Here is an 18,013-nt window from a genome sequence, read left to right as displayed (position 1 = left end):
GTTAATAAACATAAGACACAATTACAGGCAAAATAGCTTCTTCAGGGAAATCTCATGGAACGCCTAATGTCATCTCAACGGATATTACAAACAACGGTCGCTGGCTTGTTAGCGCTCTCGCCATTTTTGGCTTCAGCAGAGACTGAGCCCGGCAATGGAAAAACAGACGCTGTAGAACTGGATAGTGTCAGAGTGCAAGGCGATGATGCGCCACTGGCCGAGATATCGACGGACAAACTTCTGCGCGTACCCGGTTCAGGTAATGATCCACTGCGCGCCATCGAGAGTTTACCCGGTGTCGTATTCGCCAGCGGTCGTCGCTCTGAGCCAGCCGTACGTGGTTCATCACCGGCAGATAACGCATACATCATCGACTTCCTGCCAGTGGGTTATATTTTCCACCAGGACGGCAGCAGTATCCTGAACGATAACGTCGTTAAAGACTTTAAACTTGAAGCTGCGGCTTTTGGTCCCGAATATAACAACGCCACCGGGGCGGTGATTGACGCTGACTCACGCCTGCCTTACCAGGACAGAGATCAGACGATCATTGACTTCAGCCTGTTAAAAGCCGGTATTTTTGTCGAAAATCAGGTAACCGATAATCAGGCGTTTTATTTTTCTGCCCGTCAGAGTTTATTCCAGTACTACATTGAAAACTTTCTCGACGATGAAGATTTTGAGTTCACTCAGGTTCCCGAGTTTTATGATTACCAGGGTAAATACACCTGGCGCATCAGCAACAACGAAAACCTGACATTTCAGGTGATTGGTGCACAAGACAAAGGCGGAATTTTATTCGACGAGGATTCCGATGCAGTACTGCAGGACCCCGGGCTTGAGGGTGGCCTGCGTTATAAAGCCTTCTTTAATACTCAAGGTCTGGTTTGGGACAAACTCTACGATTCTGGTCTGACCCACAAAATTGGTTTCTCACAACTGGAAGAAAAATTTGGTTTCGGCATCGGTCAGGAAAACCGTATCGATGTAAAAGTGAATTCTTACCATCTGCGTTCACAATTCAGCTATCCGATTAATTTTGAACATGAGCTGCAATGGGGATTGCAATTAAAAGAAGCCCATATCGGTTACAACGGCCAATTCAATGCGCCGCCGTGCGACGAGTTTGATCCGGATTGTCGTATTATCGATGGTACTGAAACCATCAAAGGAAAAGGCAAACCGGTGGTCACCACCTGGTATGCGAGCGTTGCCGATGTCTGGTCGGTCACACCAACCTGGACCTTAACACCGGGCGTGTTGGTTTCCAGTGACGACTACACCAATCAGGATTTCACCGAACCCAAACTGAACAGCCGCTGGGAATTCCGGGAAAACTGGGCCTTCACCTCAGGCTACGGTCAGTACCATATTTTGCCGGATAACTTTGGTTCCTACACACCGGAGTTTGGTAACCGTAATTTGAAACAACCAACCGCAGACCACTATGAAATCGGTATCGAAAATGAAATCGCTGATGATCTGCTATGGAAAGTTGAAGCCTATTACAAAAAACTGGATGACATCATTATTTCCCGTCCAGATCCGGACTTTTATGGCTACGACCTGAACAACGAAGCCGATAAAACGGCTTATAACGCACTCCCGCGCTACACCAACGATGCTGATGGTGCGGCCTGGGGAATGGAATTCTTCATTAATAAGAATCTGACCGACAAATGGTATGGCTGGCTGTCTGCTGCTTACTCACGCACTGAGCGTAAGGATCAACTGACCAATGAAGACTTCCGTTATAACTACGATCAGCCAGTGATCGTCAATATGGTGGCAAACTACCAGTTCAGCAAGCACTGGCAAGTCGGCTTTAAATGGCGCTACCAGAGTGGTCAGCTAATCACCCCGCTGCTGCGGGCAGAACAAGATACAAACGACCCAGAGTTGTATAACCCGGTCTACGGCAAAACCAATTCCGAACGCTTACCGGCTTATCACAAGCTGGATGTGCGTGCCGACCGTACGTATATCTTTAAAACCTGGGAGATGGATTTTTATGCAGAGATTCTTAACCTTTACGGTCGCAGCAATGTCGTAGATTACGAGTACGAAGGCGCTGACTTCAGTAACCGCGAGGAAGTGACTGATCTGCCCACAATCGTGTCATTTGGTATTAAGGCGAAGCTGTAAACAGGTTGTGATGGTTACCGTTGTAACCATCATAACCACAGCAACCGGATACCCGATGTGAAACCATCGACACGGTGATCGTGCCGGAATCATGGATCAATCGGGTATTTTTAAGGCAAATTGTTCCAAAAAGCTTTAAATCTCCGAAAGTAACCCCATACTGTGACTCATACCTCACATTTTGCTATCTGGAGAGCAGTCGATGTTAATTGGTAAACGTGAAGAGTTCGATCTGAACGAAATGGCGATTTTCGTTCATGTCGTAGAAGCCGGAAGCTTTACCGGCGCGGCAAAAAACCTGGGGCTGCCAAAGTCCACTGTCAGCCGCAAGATCACTCAACTGGAAGAGCGTCTGGGTATTCGTCTTATTCAGCGCACAACCCGTAGCCTACGTCTTACCGATACCGGCAATGCTTATTACAACCACTGCGCCCGCATCCTGAGCGAAATCGAAGAAGCCAACATCGCCGTCACCCAGATGCAAAGTACACCAACCGGCACACTGCGTATCACGGCGCCGGTTCTGTTTGGCTCCACGGTGTTAAGCAGCCTGGTTGCCGAATATATGGAGCAACATCCGCAGGTTTCGATTGATCTGGTATTGTCTGATCAAAGACTGGATCTGGTACAGGAAGGTATTGATATTGCGTTCCGCATTGGTCAACTGGAAGATTCCTCGCTGATTGGTCGCCACCTCGGTGACGTTCGCGGCCTGCTGTGTGCCAGCCCGGATTACATTGCCCGCCATGGTTCGCCACAACACCCATCCGATCTGGCAAATCATACCTTATTGAGTTCACCAGAATGGAACAGCTGGTCACTGGTTGGCCCGAACGAAGAAGAATTCACTGCGCAGGTAAAACCAAGACTTCAGGTTAATGACTTTGCCAGCCTCTACACCCTGGCACTGTCTGGTGTGGGTATCGCCCCCCTGCCAATGCTCATTGCAGCGTCTGCAATTCGTTCCGATAACCTGGTACCCGTGCTGTGTGACTGGCCGTTCGAAGCCAATCCCATTCATGCTCTTTACCCAAGCAATCGTCACCTATCGGCTAAAGTCCGGAGCTTTGTAGATTTTGTGATTGAAAGTGTTCGACCCAACCCGCCCTGGGAAGTAGAGCTCGGTGAAGCGGGCGAATGCCCAAAACTTGAGGACAGCAATCCGGCTCTGTTGCAATAATCGTAAACCAATCGCTCCGAGGTCGTGTAATCACGACCTTGGACCACAGCTCCTATCAGAACGCATAAAATAATAAGCCGATGTAACCAGCGTCCGGCTACCCAGTGACTGACTGTATCCGGTTATAGCGATAAAGCGGAATCGTCTCTGTGGGTTACTTACAATAACGACGCGACTTTTTAATCGGAAGATGCACACAAATCAGTGTTTTGCGATTCATACGTTCTGCAGCTTGCAGCACGTATCTTAATTCCCCGGCACTCAGCCTATCTAAACGATCACTGATCCAGCGTCGTTGATCACGTGTTAATTTTGCCCACGAAAACACGGCCAACTCAATCAGATATTTGTCCATGCCCCGTTCATTCGGGGTCTGTTTGATAACCGTGTCGATCGTTTGCTGAATATCCGCAGCGGGCTTATTCAGCATCACTTCAACGTGTAACGCATTTAAATGATGATACGGCCACAATGGTCGGGATTTGACAGCTCGCTGCCAATTCTGCAATGACTGCTGCAATAAAAGAGTACGCTTCTCACCCTCTGACAGCAGCGCTTGTTCCCGCTGATAAGTTCCCAGTGCGGTAACCGCTTCCGGGTCAGAAAATGATAATAAATCAGCCAGTCTCAACCAGTGATTATCGCTGGTCGTCACTGTTTGTTGTTTACCAATAGCTACCAATGCCGACACCAAAAATACCTGTATCGTAGCAACAAAAAGCACCGCAACCACCGCTTGTAACAAGCGATTAACGTTAACTGCTCGCTTTATATTCATAGGTATCGTAATAACCGCCGTAATGGCCGCCGTACTTCGCTTCTTTATCAACGTCTACCTGGTTCAGAACAACACCAAGAATGCGGGCATTCGAATCATCCAACCGACCAAGACCACCTTTGATCAGCTTGTCTTTGGTTGAATCGGACTTGATGACATACACCACGCCATCAGTCAGAGTCGACAAGTAAAGTGCATCACTTACCGCCTGCATCGGAGCAGAGTCAATAATAATACGCTGATACCGTCCCTTCAGTGTTTCCAGCAAACCGGCAAAGTTTTTCGACGACAATAACTCCAGAGGATTAGGTGGAATAAAACCAGCCGGAATCACATCAACCTTCATATCGTCCAATGAATAAATGCATTCATCCAATATTTCCGGATTCGCTACAGCATTCGATAAGCCTTTACTGCCGGATGGTAAACGAAGTTGCTTGGCAACTGTTGGACGCCGCATATCGGCATCAATCAGCAGTACTTTTTCCATCTGGCCATAAGCGGCCGCCAAATTTAATGATGTTGTGGTTTTACCTTCTGCCGGTACAGAGGAAGTAAACAATAATACCTGAGCCGGACTTTCAAGCGATGCCAGCGTTAAACTGGTTCTCAGAGTACGTACTGATTCTTTAAATCCATGAGTACCGTTATGCGCAAACGCTCTTGCCATGGCATTTTCAGGCGTATCCGGCAGATCTTTTTCTCGTTTCATCATCGGCACCAGGCCTAACATAGCGAAACCCAGTTTACGGTCCACATCTTCAGCATTTTTTACCGTGGCATCCAGCGCGTCACGTAAGAAAGCCAGAGCGATGCCAAACATCACGCTCATGACCATCACTAACGCGACAATCAGTGACTTTTTAGGCTTAAAAGGCTTCTCTGGTAAAACTGCCGGATCAACAATCCGCGCATTGGCTGTTTGCAGATCACCGGTTTCCGACGTTTCACGAATGCGCTTGAAGAAAGCATTATACAAAGAGCGGTTAGCTTTAACCTCACGAGTGTATTCACTCAATTCAAACTCAGTGCGGTTTAAACTCTGAATTTTTTTCTTAACTTCGTTTAACGCTTTTTCCAGTGAACGCTCCTGGGTTTTAGCGACCTGATAATCCTGCTTAATACCGGATGCCAAACGCTTCATCTGAGTTAATACTGACTCACGTACCGCATCCAGGTCTGACTGGGCCGCTATCATACGCGGGTGCTTAGGGCCATAACGTTTGCTGAGTTCCGAAACCTTTAGCTCAGCAGTGGATTCGTTTTGCCGTAATTTAACGATTAACGGGTTTTTCAGAATCACCGGCAAAGAGCTGAGGTTTTCATAACTTAGCTGTTTAATATTCTGTAGCTGGGTATAAGTCCCCTCAATATTCAGGCGGTTGTTACGGGAATCCACTAACTTTTCAGTAATCTGATCCAGTTCTTTCGCATACAAAGTATTACCGCCCTTGATATCGATCAGATTGTTTTTCTCGCGGAAGTCCTGAAGTTCACGTTCAGAGTTCTCCAGTTTGGTTTTTAAACCACCTAAACGATCTCCCAACCAGTCTGCGGCTTGTTGGGTAACGCCCACTTTGGCCTCTAGCTGACTTTCGATATACGCCTGAGCAACCGTATTGGCAGCAATCGGGGCAAGCGCTTTGTCTTCCGTTTCAACCGATACTTTAACCAACTGGGTTTTACGCACCGGTGACACACTGATTGCACTCCAGAAGTTATCAATGGTGGCATCCTGAATCTGTTTCTCAGTGGGGGTTTCACCTTCACCGAAGATCAGTGCTTTCAGACTAAAACCTTTCTTGATCGAAGGGTGAAATGGATTAAATTCCGGCTTGTTAGCCAGGCCAAGTTTGTCGACCACACGTTTGGCCATCTCACGTGATTTTAATATTTCAAACTGAGTCAGAAAGTACTCGGAAGACTTACTGGATAAACCGTAAACCTCTTCAATCGACAGAACTTTAGCCTCTTCGGCTTCAATCAGTATTGTCGTGGTAGCCTTATATTTCGGCGTCATCGACAACACCACCAATACTGCAATCAGCGTGGCGATAATCGACAAAGCAATGATCATTTTCAGCTGACGGCGCACAACATGCCAATAATAACTGAGGTCGATCACTTCAACGGATGAATCATTCATAGTCTGGTACTTCGCTTTATTTCCCATCATTAATCACTATCAGAAGAAGCTCTGTTCAACAGTGATTACATCTCCAGGCTGAACTACATCGTAGATTTCAACCGATTCCTTTTCTTCACGCTCTGAATTGTTGTCTGTATCAGGCTGATTTAAGTCGTATGATTGTTTACGCTCATCGTGCTTTACGTAAATACTGCGTTTAGACGCCCTTTCCGTGAAGCCACCGGCAATAGAAATGGCACGCTCAACGGTTAAACCTGGGTGAAACGCATAACTACCTGGCTTTTTAACTTCACCGGTAACATAAAACGGACGATATTCAACGATCGACACGGTCACACTTGGATCAATCAGATAAGGGCCTTTTAAACCTGCGGTCAGTTTTTGTTCCAATTCCTTTGGACTCAAACCCGACACCACAACATCCCCCAGTAACGGGTAAGAAATCTGTCCGGACAACCCGATACGAACTTCCAGAGTCAGATCTTTTTCGTCATAAACACTGATGTTGATCAGGTCACCGGCGCCTAAACGATAGCGATTGATTTCAGCAGAGGAGAAAAGAGACAAACAAACAAGCAGCAAGCAGCTGATAAAACGAAACATGCGGACATCCTGTAACACTTACGCACTGTCAATGGCACTGATTAACGCCACATAAAAAACGGCCCGACAACATCCGAAATAAAACAGAGCGAACTCTGCCAGCAAATTGCTTGCTCTTTATTCCGGGCCTTGTCAGGCCGCTTATTATAAGTGAACTAAGCGTTAAATTATAATGCTAAAGTAACACCTAAGTTTACTACCTGAGAGTCGTAGTCCAGCGTGTTGTCGTTCGAATCACGATCAGACTGCTTCAGGGAAGCTTTAATATCTACCCAGGTTTTTGGAGAGTAGGTTACGTTCACACCGTACGAGATGGTTTCATCTTTACGCGCAGCGCCACTTACCGAATCGTCACCCACGTACTCATCAGAAGCACGAGATGCTTCAACACCCGCAGAAATGAAAGTAGAGAAGGTGTGGTTCCAGTTTGCAACGGTATTGGTGTTGGCAATGTAATTACCCGCGCCATTGGTTTCGTTGTTGTTCTGAGAGGTGCTCAGTGTCAGCGTTGAATAAGTCAGCGGGCTCCAGCTAACGTTACCGCTCCAGCTCAGACGTGTATTTGATTCAACGTCAGAGTTTTTGAAATCACGGTTAGCGCTACCAATTTTGAACTCACCGGAGGTCTTACCTGTGATGTCCCAGCTTGCACCTACCAGCACTTTCAAGATGTCACCTTCACGCTTGTCAGCGGAATCTTCTTCATAGCTTACGGTGCTCTGCGAAAGCTCCAGCAGCGCTTTGGTCGCCGGGCTCAGGTTCAGCTTCAGAGCAGCGGAGCCAGTCATTTTATTGTGATCACGACTCTCGATACCGGTAGCATTTCCGTCTTTATCAACCTTGTTGTTGGTATAACGCTTTTGGTAGCTGTCCGCTTCCACTTCGATGTTAGCGAAAGAAGAATCAGCACCAAAGGTATACTTCAGACCCGCGGTTGTTTCTTCAAATTCATCCGGATCAACAACCGACAGAGCGGCGTCACCTTCGGTAGTACCCGCGCCACGGTTATCATGATCAGCATTAAAAGCAGCTTTTACATCGATTTCGTTACGGCTGTTAATGGCAAAGCCCGCAGCAACATCGATTTTCTGATCCAGGTAGTCATCGTCTTCGTCGTTGCTGAATACACCCTGCTCAGCACGGTAATTTGCTTGCCAGTTTACTTTACCCATGTCGCCCGTCAGGCCAAGCGCCGGAGCAATACGCGTAATAGTAGAATCTACTTCTTTACCGCCAGATTGCAGGTAGATGTTGTCGTTGTTAGAAACAGTTACATCAACACTCGGCAAAAATGTAACTCCGTTACCCAACCCCATGCCTACAGGTTCAACAGCAAATGCAGATGCGCTAGTCAGAGCAGCAGCGAGAGGTGCCAGCTTCCAGGCTTTCATAGTAGTCCCCTAATTAAAATCAAATTTAAATTTGGCCGCTATACTAGCTACGGCGTAATCCCTTGTCACCCCCAAAATCCCGGGGAAAAACGTTTTTTTTTCCTAAGCGAGCAATCTCAGATCATATTAATACTTTAATCTGACCAGTATCAGGTAAATCAGACCACCGCCGACAATTCCGGCAATCCCATAAAGGCTATCTAGCCAGTCGAAATGACGATGACTGAGCCAGAATTGCAGTACTTCATCGCTTACAATTGCCAACGAAAGCAACACCAGTGACAAAAACAAGCGGTGTATTAAAGGAATCCTGCACGTGGCTGTTGCCCACAAAAGTAATGGTGGTAATGGCATCGCCAGCCAAAAATGCAACCACTTATCCCCGCCCATCAGCTTTTCCAGTGACAAAATATATGGGGTAAATATGACAACAGACTTACAGACACTCAGGCAAAGTAAAATCAGCGCGTAACTGAAAAACGGCCAGTAACGTTTATTAATGTACATTACTGCCGGTAAAGCCTTTAAATACCGTCATGAACACTATTTTAATGTCCATCCACAAAGACCAGTTACGGATATAATCCAGATCGTAATCTACACGCCCTTCCATCTTATCCAGGGTATCCGTCTCGCCGCGGTAGCCATTTATCTGCGCCCAGCCGGTGATGCCCGGCTTCACTTTATGTCGCAACATATAATACGGAATCAGCTTGCGGTATTCCTCGTTGTGAGCAACCGCATGGGGGCGTGGACCAACAACCGACATACTGCCCTGCAACACATTAATAAACTGTGGCAGTTCATCCAGTGAGGTTTTACGAATAAAAGCACCAACCGCGGTGATACGAGCATCGCCTTTCTTCGCCTGCACAACCTTATCGCCGTTGTCCATCACCGTCATACTACGGAACTTCCACACATGAATTTTACGACCATCCAGCCCATATCGATATTGCTTGAAAATAACCGGGCCACGGGAGGTAAACTTCACAGCGGCTGCAATCATCAACATCGGGATTGCAATCAGAGCCAGCACACTAAAGGAGAAAACAATATCAAATAAGCGCTTTAATACGTCATTAAAACCAAAAATCGGGGTATCGTAGATACTGATTGTCTGTACATTGCCAACAGCACCCAACCGAGCGTTAATAAGATTATAAGTAAAGAAATCCGGTATCAGATGCACATTGGCTGTGGTATCGCCGCAGCGCTCCAGAATCTGTGCGATACGCTTTTGTGCTTTTAACGGCAATGCGATAAAAATCAGATCGTATTCGCCTGATTTTGTGCGATCAAGCAATGTTTGAATGGTGCCTTCCAGCCTCTCTTCGGGGTAATCTTCACTGAAACGTTCGTGGCTGCGATCATCGAAGAAACCATCAAACCGAATTCCCAACTCAGGATGATCGTTTAACTGACTACGCAGACGCATGGCGTTTTCGTTTAACCCGACGATTGCCGCGCGACGACTGTTGTGACCGCGTAGCCGCATGATTTGCAGCACCTTACGAAAACCGAGCCGCCAGCCACACAAAATCAACAGCGTAGCCAACATCCAACTGCCCATCACCACCCGCGAAAAGCTTTCACCCACCTTGGCAAAAAAACCGATTAACACCAGCAACAAACAAGCAGCGACCCACGATCCGGCTGCTGCAATTAACATTCTGGTAGCAGATACAGCCCGCCAGGAGCCATAGATACCAAACGACTCGGCCATCAGATAAAAGGTAACCGCCGCGATTAATACCGCGGATAGATACATGGAGTTCAGAGTAATTCCGTACAAACCAGCAGCAACAGCCAGGCTGGCCAGAATAATAGTAAGATCGATCAGGCGATAACCCGCGGCGAAGCTGCCCTGCCGTGAGCGAATCATTCCATGTTGTGACATCACGTCATCCCTGTTTGAGCTGTGTGGTGAAGGCGCGCAAAACTACCACAAGAATTTCCACTTCACCAGTGTTTGTCGTATTAAGTCATATCGCGCTGCTGTTTTCTCTATGACCCATAAAAAAAGTGGCCATACTGGCCACTTTTTCATCAATTCACTGCAAAACAGATCGAACTATCAATCGCTACCGAACAAATCGCGCGTGTAGACTTTATCTTCCACGTCCTGCAGCTCGTCTGCCATACGATTGGCGATAATAACGTCCGCTTCGGCTTTGAAATTATTCAAATCACGTTCAACACGGGAACGGAAGAACTCATCGTCATCCATGGTTGGTTCATAAATGACAACTTCAATACCTTTAGCCTTTATACGCTTCATAATTCCCTGAATTGCAGAAGCCCGGAAGTTATCGGAGCCAGACTTCATTACCAAACGATAAACGCCGACCACTTTGGGTCCTCGGGCAATGATGGAATCGGCGACAAAGTCCTTGCGAGTGGTATTCGCGTCAACGATGGCGCGCACCATATTGCTTGGTACCTCGCGGAAGTTGGCTAATAACTGCTTGGTATCTTTTGGCAAACAGTAACCACCGTAGCCGAACGACGGGTTGTTGTAGTGATCACCGATACGAGGGTCCAGGCCAACACCCTCAATAATTTGACGGGTATTTAAACCATTAACTTCGGCATAACTGTCGAGTTCGTTAAAGTAAGCAACACGCATCGCCAGATACGTATTGGAAAACAGCTTAACCGCTTCCGCTTCAGTCGATTCAACAAACAGCTGAGCAATGTCTTCTTTAATCGCACCCTGAGCCAGTAAGGCTGCAAACTCACGTGCACGCTGGCTGTCTTCACCGACGATAATACGTGACGGATACAGATTATCGTAAAGTGCCTTACCTTCACGCAGGAATTCAGGCGAGAAAATAATGTTGTCTGAACCCATTTCTTCTTTTATACGGCGAGTAAAGCCAACCGGGATGGTGGATTTAATCACCATTACTGCATCCGGATTATGGCTCATCACGTCACGAATAACGGCTTCAACACTGGAGGTATTAAAGTAGTTGGTTTCTACATCGTAATCGGTTGGAGTAGCAATAATGACAAAGTTGGCATCTTTATAAGCCTCCGCCTTATCCAGGGTGGCACGAAAGCTCAGGTCATCGCGACGGAGAAACTGTTCAATTTCGGCATCGACAATCGGAGACTGCCGCTCATTTAACAGCGCGACCTTGCGCTCGTCGATATCCAAAGCAACCACATCATTATGTTGCGCCAGTAACATCGCGTTGGACAACCCAACGTACCCGGTCCCTGCAACGGTAATCTTCATCTTGATACTCACTATTCCTTAAAACAGCTGATTATGATTCAGCTCTGACCATATAAAAACCGGCGCTAACGATACCACTGCACTAAGTCAGATAAAAGACGATGGTATAACAGTCAACGCATTAAACAGCCTATTTCTCATACATAGATAGATAGCAAGATTGAAAGATGCTTAACGGCCTTCTCGGCCGTAACGATCTTCTAAGCGCTCAATATCATCTTCCTCGAGATAGCTGCCAGTTTGCACTTCAATAATAACCAACGGCTCACTACCAGTATTCTCCAGCTTATGAATCTCCATGGGTGATATATAAGTGGATTCGTTTTGTTTGACCCTGTACGTTTCCGATCCTCGGGTCACCTGAGCAAAACCGGAAACCACAACCCAGTGCTCAGCACGGTACTGATGCCGCTGAAGCGACAGGCTTGCTCCCGCATTTACGCAGATTTTTTTAACTTTATAGCCATTACCATAAGTCACCACATCGTAGTAGCCCCATGGACGATGGCTGATTTTTTGTTGCATAACACCTTGATTCGCAGCGCCCTCGCGACGGCCGTGTTTTAGCTTCTCAACAAGGTGTCTTATATTCTGATCCTGATCACGACGGGCAACCAATAGAGCGTCAGCCGTATCTGCAATAATCAGATTGTCGATGCCTAACGTTGCAACAAGGCGCTCATTGCCACACACAATGGTGTTACGACTGTCTTCGAAAATTGTCTGCAGACCTTGTGAATTGCCAATAACAACATTGTTGCTGGCATCAGCATCGTATTGCTCTGCAAGAGATGACCAGCTGCCAATATCACTCCAGCCGCTTTCTAGCCTGCTGACAACAACCTGCCCTTCAGTGGCCAGTGATTCCATCAAAGCATAATCGATGGAGTTTTCGGGGCACTGTGCAAAAGCAGCAGCATCGATACGAATAAAGTCGAGATCGGTCTTTTGCAATTCAACCGCCTGTTTGCACGCGTCATACATGCTCGCCTGACAGCGTTTTAACTCCTCAAGATACCGATCAGCACGAATCAGAAAAATACCGCTGTTCCACAACCATGAACCTTCACCTGAAGCCGAAGTTGACCCTTGATCAATATAGTATTGTGCTAATTCTGAATTGGGCTTTTCAACAAAACGATCAGCGACAAAGACGGATTCTGAAATCGCTTCTCCGGTCTTTATATAGCCATAGCCCGTATGAGGAGAATCCGGGGAAACACCTAAGGTTCCGAACTTACCGGCCTCCACAGCCGGCAGCGTGGCTCTGACAGAAGCTTCAAAAACTGCCACATCATCCAACTTATGGTCTGCCGGTAACACCAACATAACAGGGGCTTTTTCTGGATGTTGTTTGAGTAGCTGAAATGCAGCCAGCGCAATAGAAGGTGCAGTGTTCCTACCTTCCGGCTCTATCAGAATAGTGGCATTGGTATTTCCACGAAGTTGCTCTGCAACGATAAACCGATGCTCATCATTACAAACCACAATACTCACTCCATAGGCAAGGTTGTTTACCCGCCCGAGGGTTTGTTGCAACATCGAAGACTCTCCGCCGAGGGAGAGAAATTGCTTGGGGTAGCCTTCGTGGGACAAAGGCCAAAGGCGGCTACCCGAGCCGCCCGCGAGAATAACGGATACAAGCATTTATCTTATTCGATTAATCATTGCTTTAATTTCTGATTTAAAGGGAAGAAAAGTATTTCGATATAAAAATGACGTAAATCGGCGATTCACTGGTATTCTCCTTTCCATATTCCTTCGGGAGAGATAATGATAAGCCCAAGCAAACTAAAGATTACAACAACAGTTGTATTGGGGAATACTCTTCTGAAAGTATTCATGTAATAATCGATCACATGCTTAGGCTTTAACGAATCATGCTTCATTAGAGACAGAGACATAAAAAATGCAGCTACCACAAAAAAAACGTCAACCCCACCCAATACTCGCTGAAACCATATATAATAGATGGCCATCATCAGTGCTGCGAGCGTGCGTAGCCCCTGAATCTCTGTCACAATTTTTCTTTTACTCACGATAGCTTCTCTTACCCCAAATATTAAAAGCTGCATTAATAGTAGTTTTTATTTCTCCCCTACTCATAATTAATAAATCTGAAATTCTTGAGTCATTAGCCAGATATTTAACAAAAACTAAAAACGCCCCGAACCTACCTAAAAGAACTATAAAAGAGACGTCAACTAAATCTTCAGGAGTAAAGATATAAAGCAGCATTACCACCACACTAACCCCAATCGTATTAGCTAGCACACTTACATAAACCTTATTCTGAGCCGCAAGCGCGGGAGAGATTGTCTTGGAATATCCTATAAAGGGTAGAGAAAGACCTAGAGTTGCTAGGATATCAAAAACAATCTCATCGTTAACATCACTAAAAGCCTCTAAGGCCAAACTAGCAGTCAGGACAACAACAGAACCTAAGAGCATTAGATACATAATACTTTTTGCAATCTTTATAGAGTATCCCATTCCATCGGATATAGTTTCTTTTTTAACACCCTTAGAGAAAGCAACAAACCCTATAGATGAAGATATTTCACTAAATATTTCTACAATTTTATAAGCAAAGAAAAAATACCCAACATAGCCAGTCGAAAATTTAGCTTCTATATAATGCAATACTATAACGGGATAAGCCGTAACCAGAGCCACTGAAAGTGAAAATGGAAATCCATAAGCAAACATTTCCCCACTAGGGAAGTTAGGCCTATATTGCACATTATCCTTAACTCGAATATTACGAATTATCAATAGAGCCGAAAACAAATAACTTATAGAAAATACAGATATTGCAAGCTTCACACTGATAAAATCCAACCCCCAGAGCAACAACACGATAACAAGTGTAATATTACGCGGTGCAGCCTCAGACAGGCCAAAAAGCTTTATATCCCCTTGCCCCAATAGAAGCCCCTGTAGAAGGTTCACCAACAACACCGATGATACAGAAACAACAAAATAAATATAATATTGCTCGGGGACAACATACATCTCGAACAACCTTGAAAGCAGTGTAAAAATCACAGCAATCACAACCGTCATTACAACCCAAAATGTTGCCAACTTATTGAAAGCCGAGGAAATTGATATATTTTTTTTACCTACTGAATATCCTATTGCATGCCTTACCCCCAAGTTAGATAAAAGAGCTACAAAGAATACAGAAACTGTCAATAGACCATACTCACCAACGTCAGTAGGAGACATAGCAAGAGCCAAGACGGCTAAGGTTAAAAAAGCCCCGCCCCTAGCAACAAATCTTGAGAAGACAACCAATATATAATCAAACACCATCGGCCTCTTTGGTTCTGTCTATAGAGCCTGCAGAGAAAAATATCATCGCAAGAGTAACAAAAACCAGCATACAAAGTGAAGGGTATGCATCAATATCCTGAAACACAAGAAACAATAGACAACAGATATAACACCCAATTAAATATAGAGGCACTTGATCTAGCGAACTATCTTTTAGCCTACTTACATATATTGAATAGCATTTTGCTATTGGTAGTATCACAAACATAAAGAAAGCCATAATCAGTGCCACCCCGCCCCCTCGAACCATCAGACCAATAAACGATGAATGAGACCCAACTGGTATTAACATATGCTCATATCTAGGCTTAACTCCTATACCAGTCAGGAAGTTTTCCTTAAGGACAATATCTATCGACAAAAGATATGAAAACATTCGTGTATTGGTTGAGCCCTGTCTAGATTCAAGACCAACTTGAAAAAGCTCCACCAAATAAGGCACAGACAACATTATAAATATCAATATCAAAGGCAACAAAACACCCAACATCCTTTTCGAAATAGATGCAAATACAACAATCATAATTCCTAAGATATAACCTGTTACCGTTGCACGGGAAAGTGTCAATATAACTCCGATAAACATACACATTAAGAAAAGCCACCTCAACTTACTGCTGGTATTTTTCGAATGTAAGTACGCAGCCCCCCAGAAAGCACAGATACACCCTACGAGAGCAGTACCCGTTGCATATGGCGCGAGTATAAACAGCCTAGGGGTCGCATCTCCCATAAACCAATTTGAACTTACAAGTATTGCCTCTTGATACTTCCCCAACAAACCCGGGGCTTCCGGTGTAATGATTCCAAACAATGTAGGCACACGCATTCCCTCACCACCGGTGCCGTTTACCACAAAATAAAATAGAAATACTGCTAAAGCAATATATACCAAAGCGATATAGTAGCCAGCCCTCAGAATATCCGGAAGCCTAACAAAACCGCGCTTTAAAAAAAAATCAGACAAAGAATAATAGCAATACCCCACTAGCAAGACTGAAGCATTATTGATTGCAGAAAAATGTCTAAATGGTTCAAAATCAAAAAACAGATACGATATAAAGTTCGACAACAATAATATAAAAACCATGAGTATCAATATGACTTTTACTGGAGCATCTGGCTTGTAAATCGCTGGCAATCGAAAAAGAAAATAGATTGCCACCAAATGATACACAACGAAATCAACACCCAATATCCACCACAGCGGCAACAAAGAGATGCTATATAAAAAAACCGATACCTCTTTAGCCAAGAAACTATTTGTAGCTTTTAACACCCACAACTCCCTGACATATATTTAAGACTCCTCTTCCTAGCATTGTGTTTCCAATAAAAACTAATGACCTAATGAGTAGCTTAGCAACTTCACTATCAAAATACTTTGTAAATCCAATAGCTCCCTCAAAGTCTCTCCACAATACTGCCCTGATACTGTTACTAAATATTCTACGTTGTATAGCCGAGTCACTAACGATTGTATCGACACCCTGAGTTTCCACCTCTAACAAACTACAATCGGGTAAACTACCGTTTGCTAAAGACCTTGCGAGAAAAGAATACTTGGCCTGAGCAACAGACTTTTCAGGCAGATAAGAGACACCGCTAAACTGTACGAATCTGTGAAATAGTTCTTCTTCAACAGTAGCTAATTTACCAACTTGTATCATTCGAAGCCATAGGTCATAGTCCTGGCAGAATTTAAACTGCTTTCTGTACCCACCTGCCTGATCATAACTACTTCTTCGAAACATCACTTCTCCATGGGAGTATACATTACCCCTCAACAACTCCTCCTTACTCATCCCATTTGCACTAGGTGTTCTCTTTCGCTGAAGGCCACTTGATTCGATGATATTTTTGTAAAAGCATCCTACAACTGATACATCTCTCTGCTTTTCTAGCAATTTTACTTGCTTCTCAATTCTTAATGGTAATGACACATCACCAGAGCTTTGTATAGCTATATATTCAGAATCAGTAGTCGATATTGCATCAATAAGCCCTTGCACAAAACCTATATTCTTTTCATGCCTTATCAGTCTTATATTCGTATTATTTTCTTTATATTCTTTGAGCTTTTGAAATGTTCCGTCAGTGGATGCATCATCAAACAATATGATTTCTAAATTTTCGTAGGACTGAGCCAAAAGGCTTTCGACTGTTCTAGATACCAGACTCTCGCGATTATAATAGCCTGATATTACACTTACCTTGGGTAACATTACATTAATCCTAAAACTGTTGTATTACCATCTTCTGACACATACCTGACTTCCGCTTTCATATAATAACCTGTAGAGTTTTTTATACATTCTTGAACATAACTAATTAAGGCACACATATCACTAGACTTAGCTTGGCCATCATTCACAAAAAAATTAGCATGATGCTCAGATATCTTCGCACCACCAATTGAGAACCCTTTCAATCCGAGCTTTTCAATAGCAAATCCTGGGGGGCCGATTTCTTTATACATCGCGGGATTACTGGCAAATACTGAGCCGCAGTTTGGCTGCTTCAAAGGAAATTTCAGCCTTCTACTTTTCAATATTTCGAGCATTGCTCTTCTTATCGACTGAGTATCACCTGTATCAAGCTCAATGACTGCAGAAGTGATAATCGCTTTATTACTAAGGAATATGGAATTTCTATAAGAAAATTCACAACTGTCTCTATCGTATTCAACGACTTCCCCAGAAGGTAGAACAGCACGGACAGATAACAAATTATCGCCAATGCCTTTTCTCTGGCTACCACCATTCATACATATCAGCCCACCTAAGCGACCAGGTATCCCTGCTGTATGCTCCAAACCTGACAAGCCTTTAGCAGCTGAGAAACGAGCAAGGCTCGGAACCCAAGCTCCGGCTTGCACATGAATACAGCGCCCAATAACCTGTTTAGATGACATTTCGTTCCCGATTTTTATAATCAGAGCATTAACGCCTGCGTCATCAAACAGAAGGTTAGAGGTATCTCCTATAACAAGAAATGGAACTGAATGGTCATTACAGTATTGAATAACTGCAGAGATACATTCTTCTGAATGAGGATGTACGACAAGGGGCGCAATACCACCAATCTTCCATCGGCTTATAGCAGATAAATCGATACTGGAAGAAACCCGAGCATTTGTCAGTTTCAAAATATCGCTAGTGATCTTGCTCCAATTAAAGCTCAT

At 44.7% G+C, this 18,013-nt stretch carries 15 protein-coding genes; 2 read left to right on the top strand and 13 right to left on the bottom strand.

Annotated features, from left to right (window positions below; translation table 11 throughout):
- Nucleotides 1-54: 54 nt before the first annotated feature.
- Nucleotides 55-2,145, top strand: coding sequence for a hypothetical protein (locus tag MK185_13640; GenBank protein ID MCH2041668.1), 2,091 nt, complete (start codon nucleotides 55-57; stop codon nucleotides 2,143-2,145).
- 202 nt (nucleotides 2,146-2,347) lie between these two features.
- Complete coding sequence (locus tag MK185_13635) at nucleotides 2,348-3,325, top strand: LysR family transcriptional regulator (GenBank protein ID MCH2041667.1); 978 nt, start codon at nucleotides 2,348-2,350, stop codon at nucleotides 3,323-3,325.
- Nucleotides 3,326-3,479: 154 nt separating this feature from the next.
- Here MK185_13635 and MK185_13630 read toward each other — a convergent pair whose 3' ends face one another.
- From MK185_13630 to murB, 13 genes are all read right to left on the bottom strand, one after another.
- Entirely contained in the window at nucleotides 3,480-4,103 is a 624-nt protein-coding gene (locus MK185_13630; protein MCH2041666.1) for a hypothetical protein, read from the bottom strand.
- Complete coding sequence (locus MK185_13625; protein ID MCH2041665.1) at nucleotides 4,081-6,249, bottom strand: polysaccharide biosynthesis tyrosine autokinase; 2,169 nt, start codon at nucleotides 6,247-6,249, stop codon at nucleotides 4,081-4,083. The genes MK185_13630 and MK185_13625 overlap by 23 nt, the downstream gene beginning before the upstream one ends.
- A 39-nt stretch (nucleotides 6,250-6,288) precedes the next feature.
- Entirely contained in the window at nucleotides 6,289-6,855 is a 567-nt protein-coding gene (locus tag MK185_13620) for a polysaccharide export protein (GenBank protein MCH2041664.1), read from the bottom strand.
- Between the two features lie 167 nt (nucleotides 6,856-7,022).
- Nucleotides 7,023-8,246: an outer membrane beta-barrel protein gene (locus tag MK185_13615; protein ID MCH2041663.1), complete on the bottom strand. Its 1,224-nt coding sequence runs from the start codon at nucleotides 8,244-8,246 to the stop codon at nucleotides 7,023-7,025.
- A 126-nt stretch (nucleotides 8,247-8,372) separates the two neighbouring features.
- Entirely contained in the window at nucleotides 8,373-8,753 is a 381-nt protein-coding gene (locus tag MK185_13610) for a hypothetical protein (protein ID MCH2041662.1), read from the bottom strand.
- The gene (locus MK185_13605; GenBank protein ID MCH2041661.1) at nucleotides 8,743-10,146 is read right to left on the bottom strand and encodes an undecaprenyl-phosphate glucose phosphotransferase; all 1,404 of its coding nucleotides are present in this window, start codon (nucleotides 10,144-10,146) and stop codon (nucleotides 8,743-8,745) included. Before MK185_13605 ends, MK185_13610 begins: the two co-directional genes overlap by 11 nt.
- Nucleotides 10,147-10,323: 177 nt before the next feature.
- On the bottom strand, nucleotides 10,324-11,490 hold the full coding sequence (locus MK185_13600) for a nucleotide sugar dehydrogenase (protein MCH2041660.1): 1,167 nt from the start codon (nucleotides 11,488-11,490) through the stop codon (nucleotides 10,324-10,326).
- Between the two features lie 171 nt (nucleotides 11,491-11,661).
- On the bottom strand, nucleotides 11,662-13,137 hold the full coding sequence (locus MK185_13595; protein MCH2041659.1) for a mannose-1-phosphate guanylyltransferase/mannose-6-phosphate isomerase: 1,476 nt from the start codon (nucleotides 13,135-13,137) through the stop codon (nucleotides 11,662-11,664).
- 86 nt (nucleotides 13,138-13,223) lie between these two features.
- Nucleotides 13,224-13,529 carry an acyltransferase gene (locus MK185_13590; protein MCH2041658.1) on the bottom strand — a complete coding sequence of 102 codons (306 nt, stop codon included), beginning with the start codon at nucleotides 13,527-13,529 and terminating at the stop codon, nucleotides 13,224-13,226.
- Nucleotides 13,522-14,808, bottom strand: coding sequence for an oligosaccharide flippase family protein (locus tag MK185_13585; GenBank protein ID MCH2041657.1), 1,287 nt, complete (start codon nucleotides 14,806-14,808; stop codon nucleotides 13,522-13,524). Before MK185_13585 ends, MK185_13590 begins: the two co-directional genes overlap by 8 nt.
- On the bottom strand, nucleotides 14,798-16,108 hold the full coding sequence (locus MK185_13580; protein ID MCH2041656.1) for an O-antigen ligase family protein: 1,311 nt from the start codon (nucleotides 16,106-16,108) through the stop codon (nucleotides 14,798-14,800). Before MK185_13580 ends, MK185_13585 begins: the two co-directional genes overlap by 11 nt.
- Nucleotides 16,089-17,054, bottom strand: coding sequence for a glycosyltransferase (locus MK185_13575; protein MCH2041655.1), 966 nt, complete (start codon nucleotides 17,052-17,054; stop codon nucleotides 16,089-16,091). The genes MK185_13580 and MK185_13575 overlap by 20 nt, the downstream gene beginning before the upstream one ends.
- A complete protein-coding gene (gene murB / locus MK185_13570; protein MCH2041654.1) occupies nucleotides 17,054-18,013 on the bottom strand; it encodes a UDP-N-acetylmuramate dehydrogenase in 960 nt (319 codons plus the stop codon). The genes MK185_13575 and murB overlap by 1 nt, the downstream gene beginning before the upstream one ends.

Source organism: Saccharospirillaceae bacterium (genome assembly GCA_022448365.1).
Lineage (GTDB): Bacteria > Pseudomonadota > Gammaproteobacteria > Pseudomonadales > Oceanobacteraceae > Bacterioplanoides.
The sequence above is the reverse complement of the archived record's forward strand: the minus strand, read 5'-3'. Positions and strand labels throughout refer to the sequence as shown.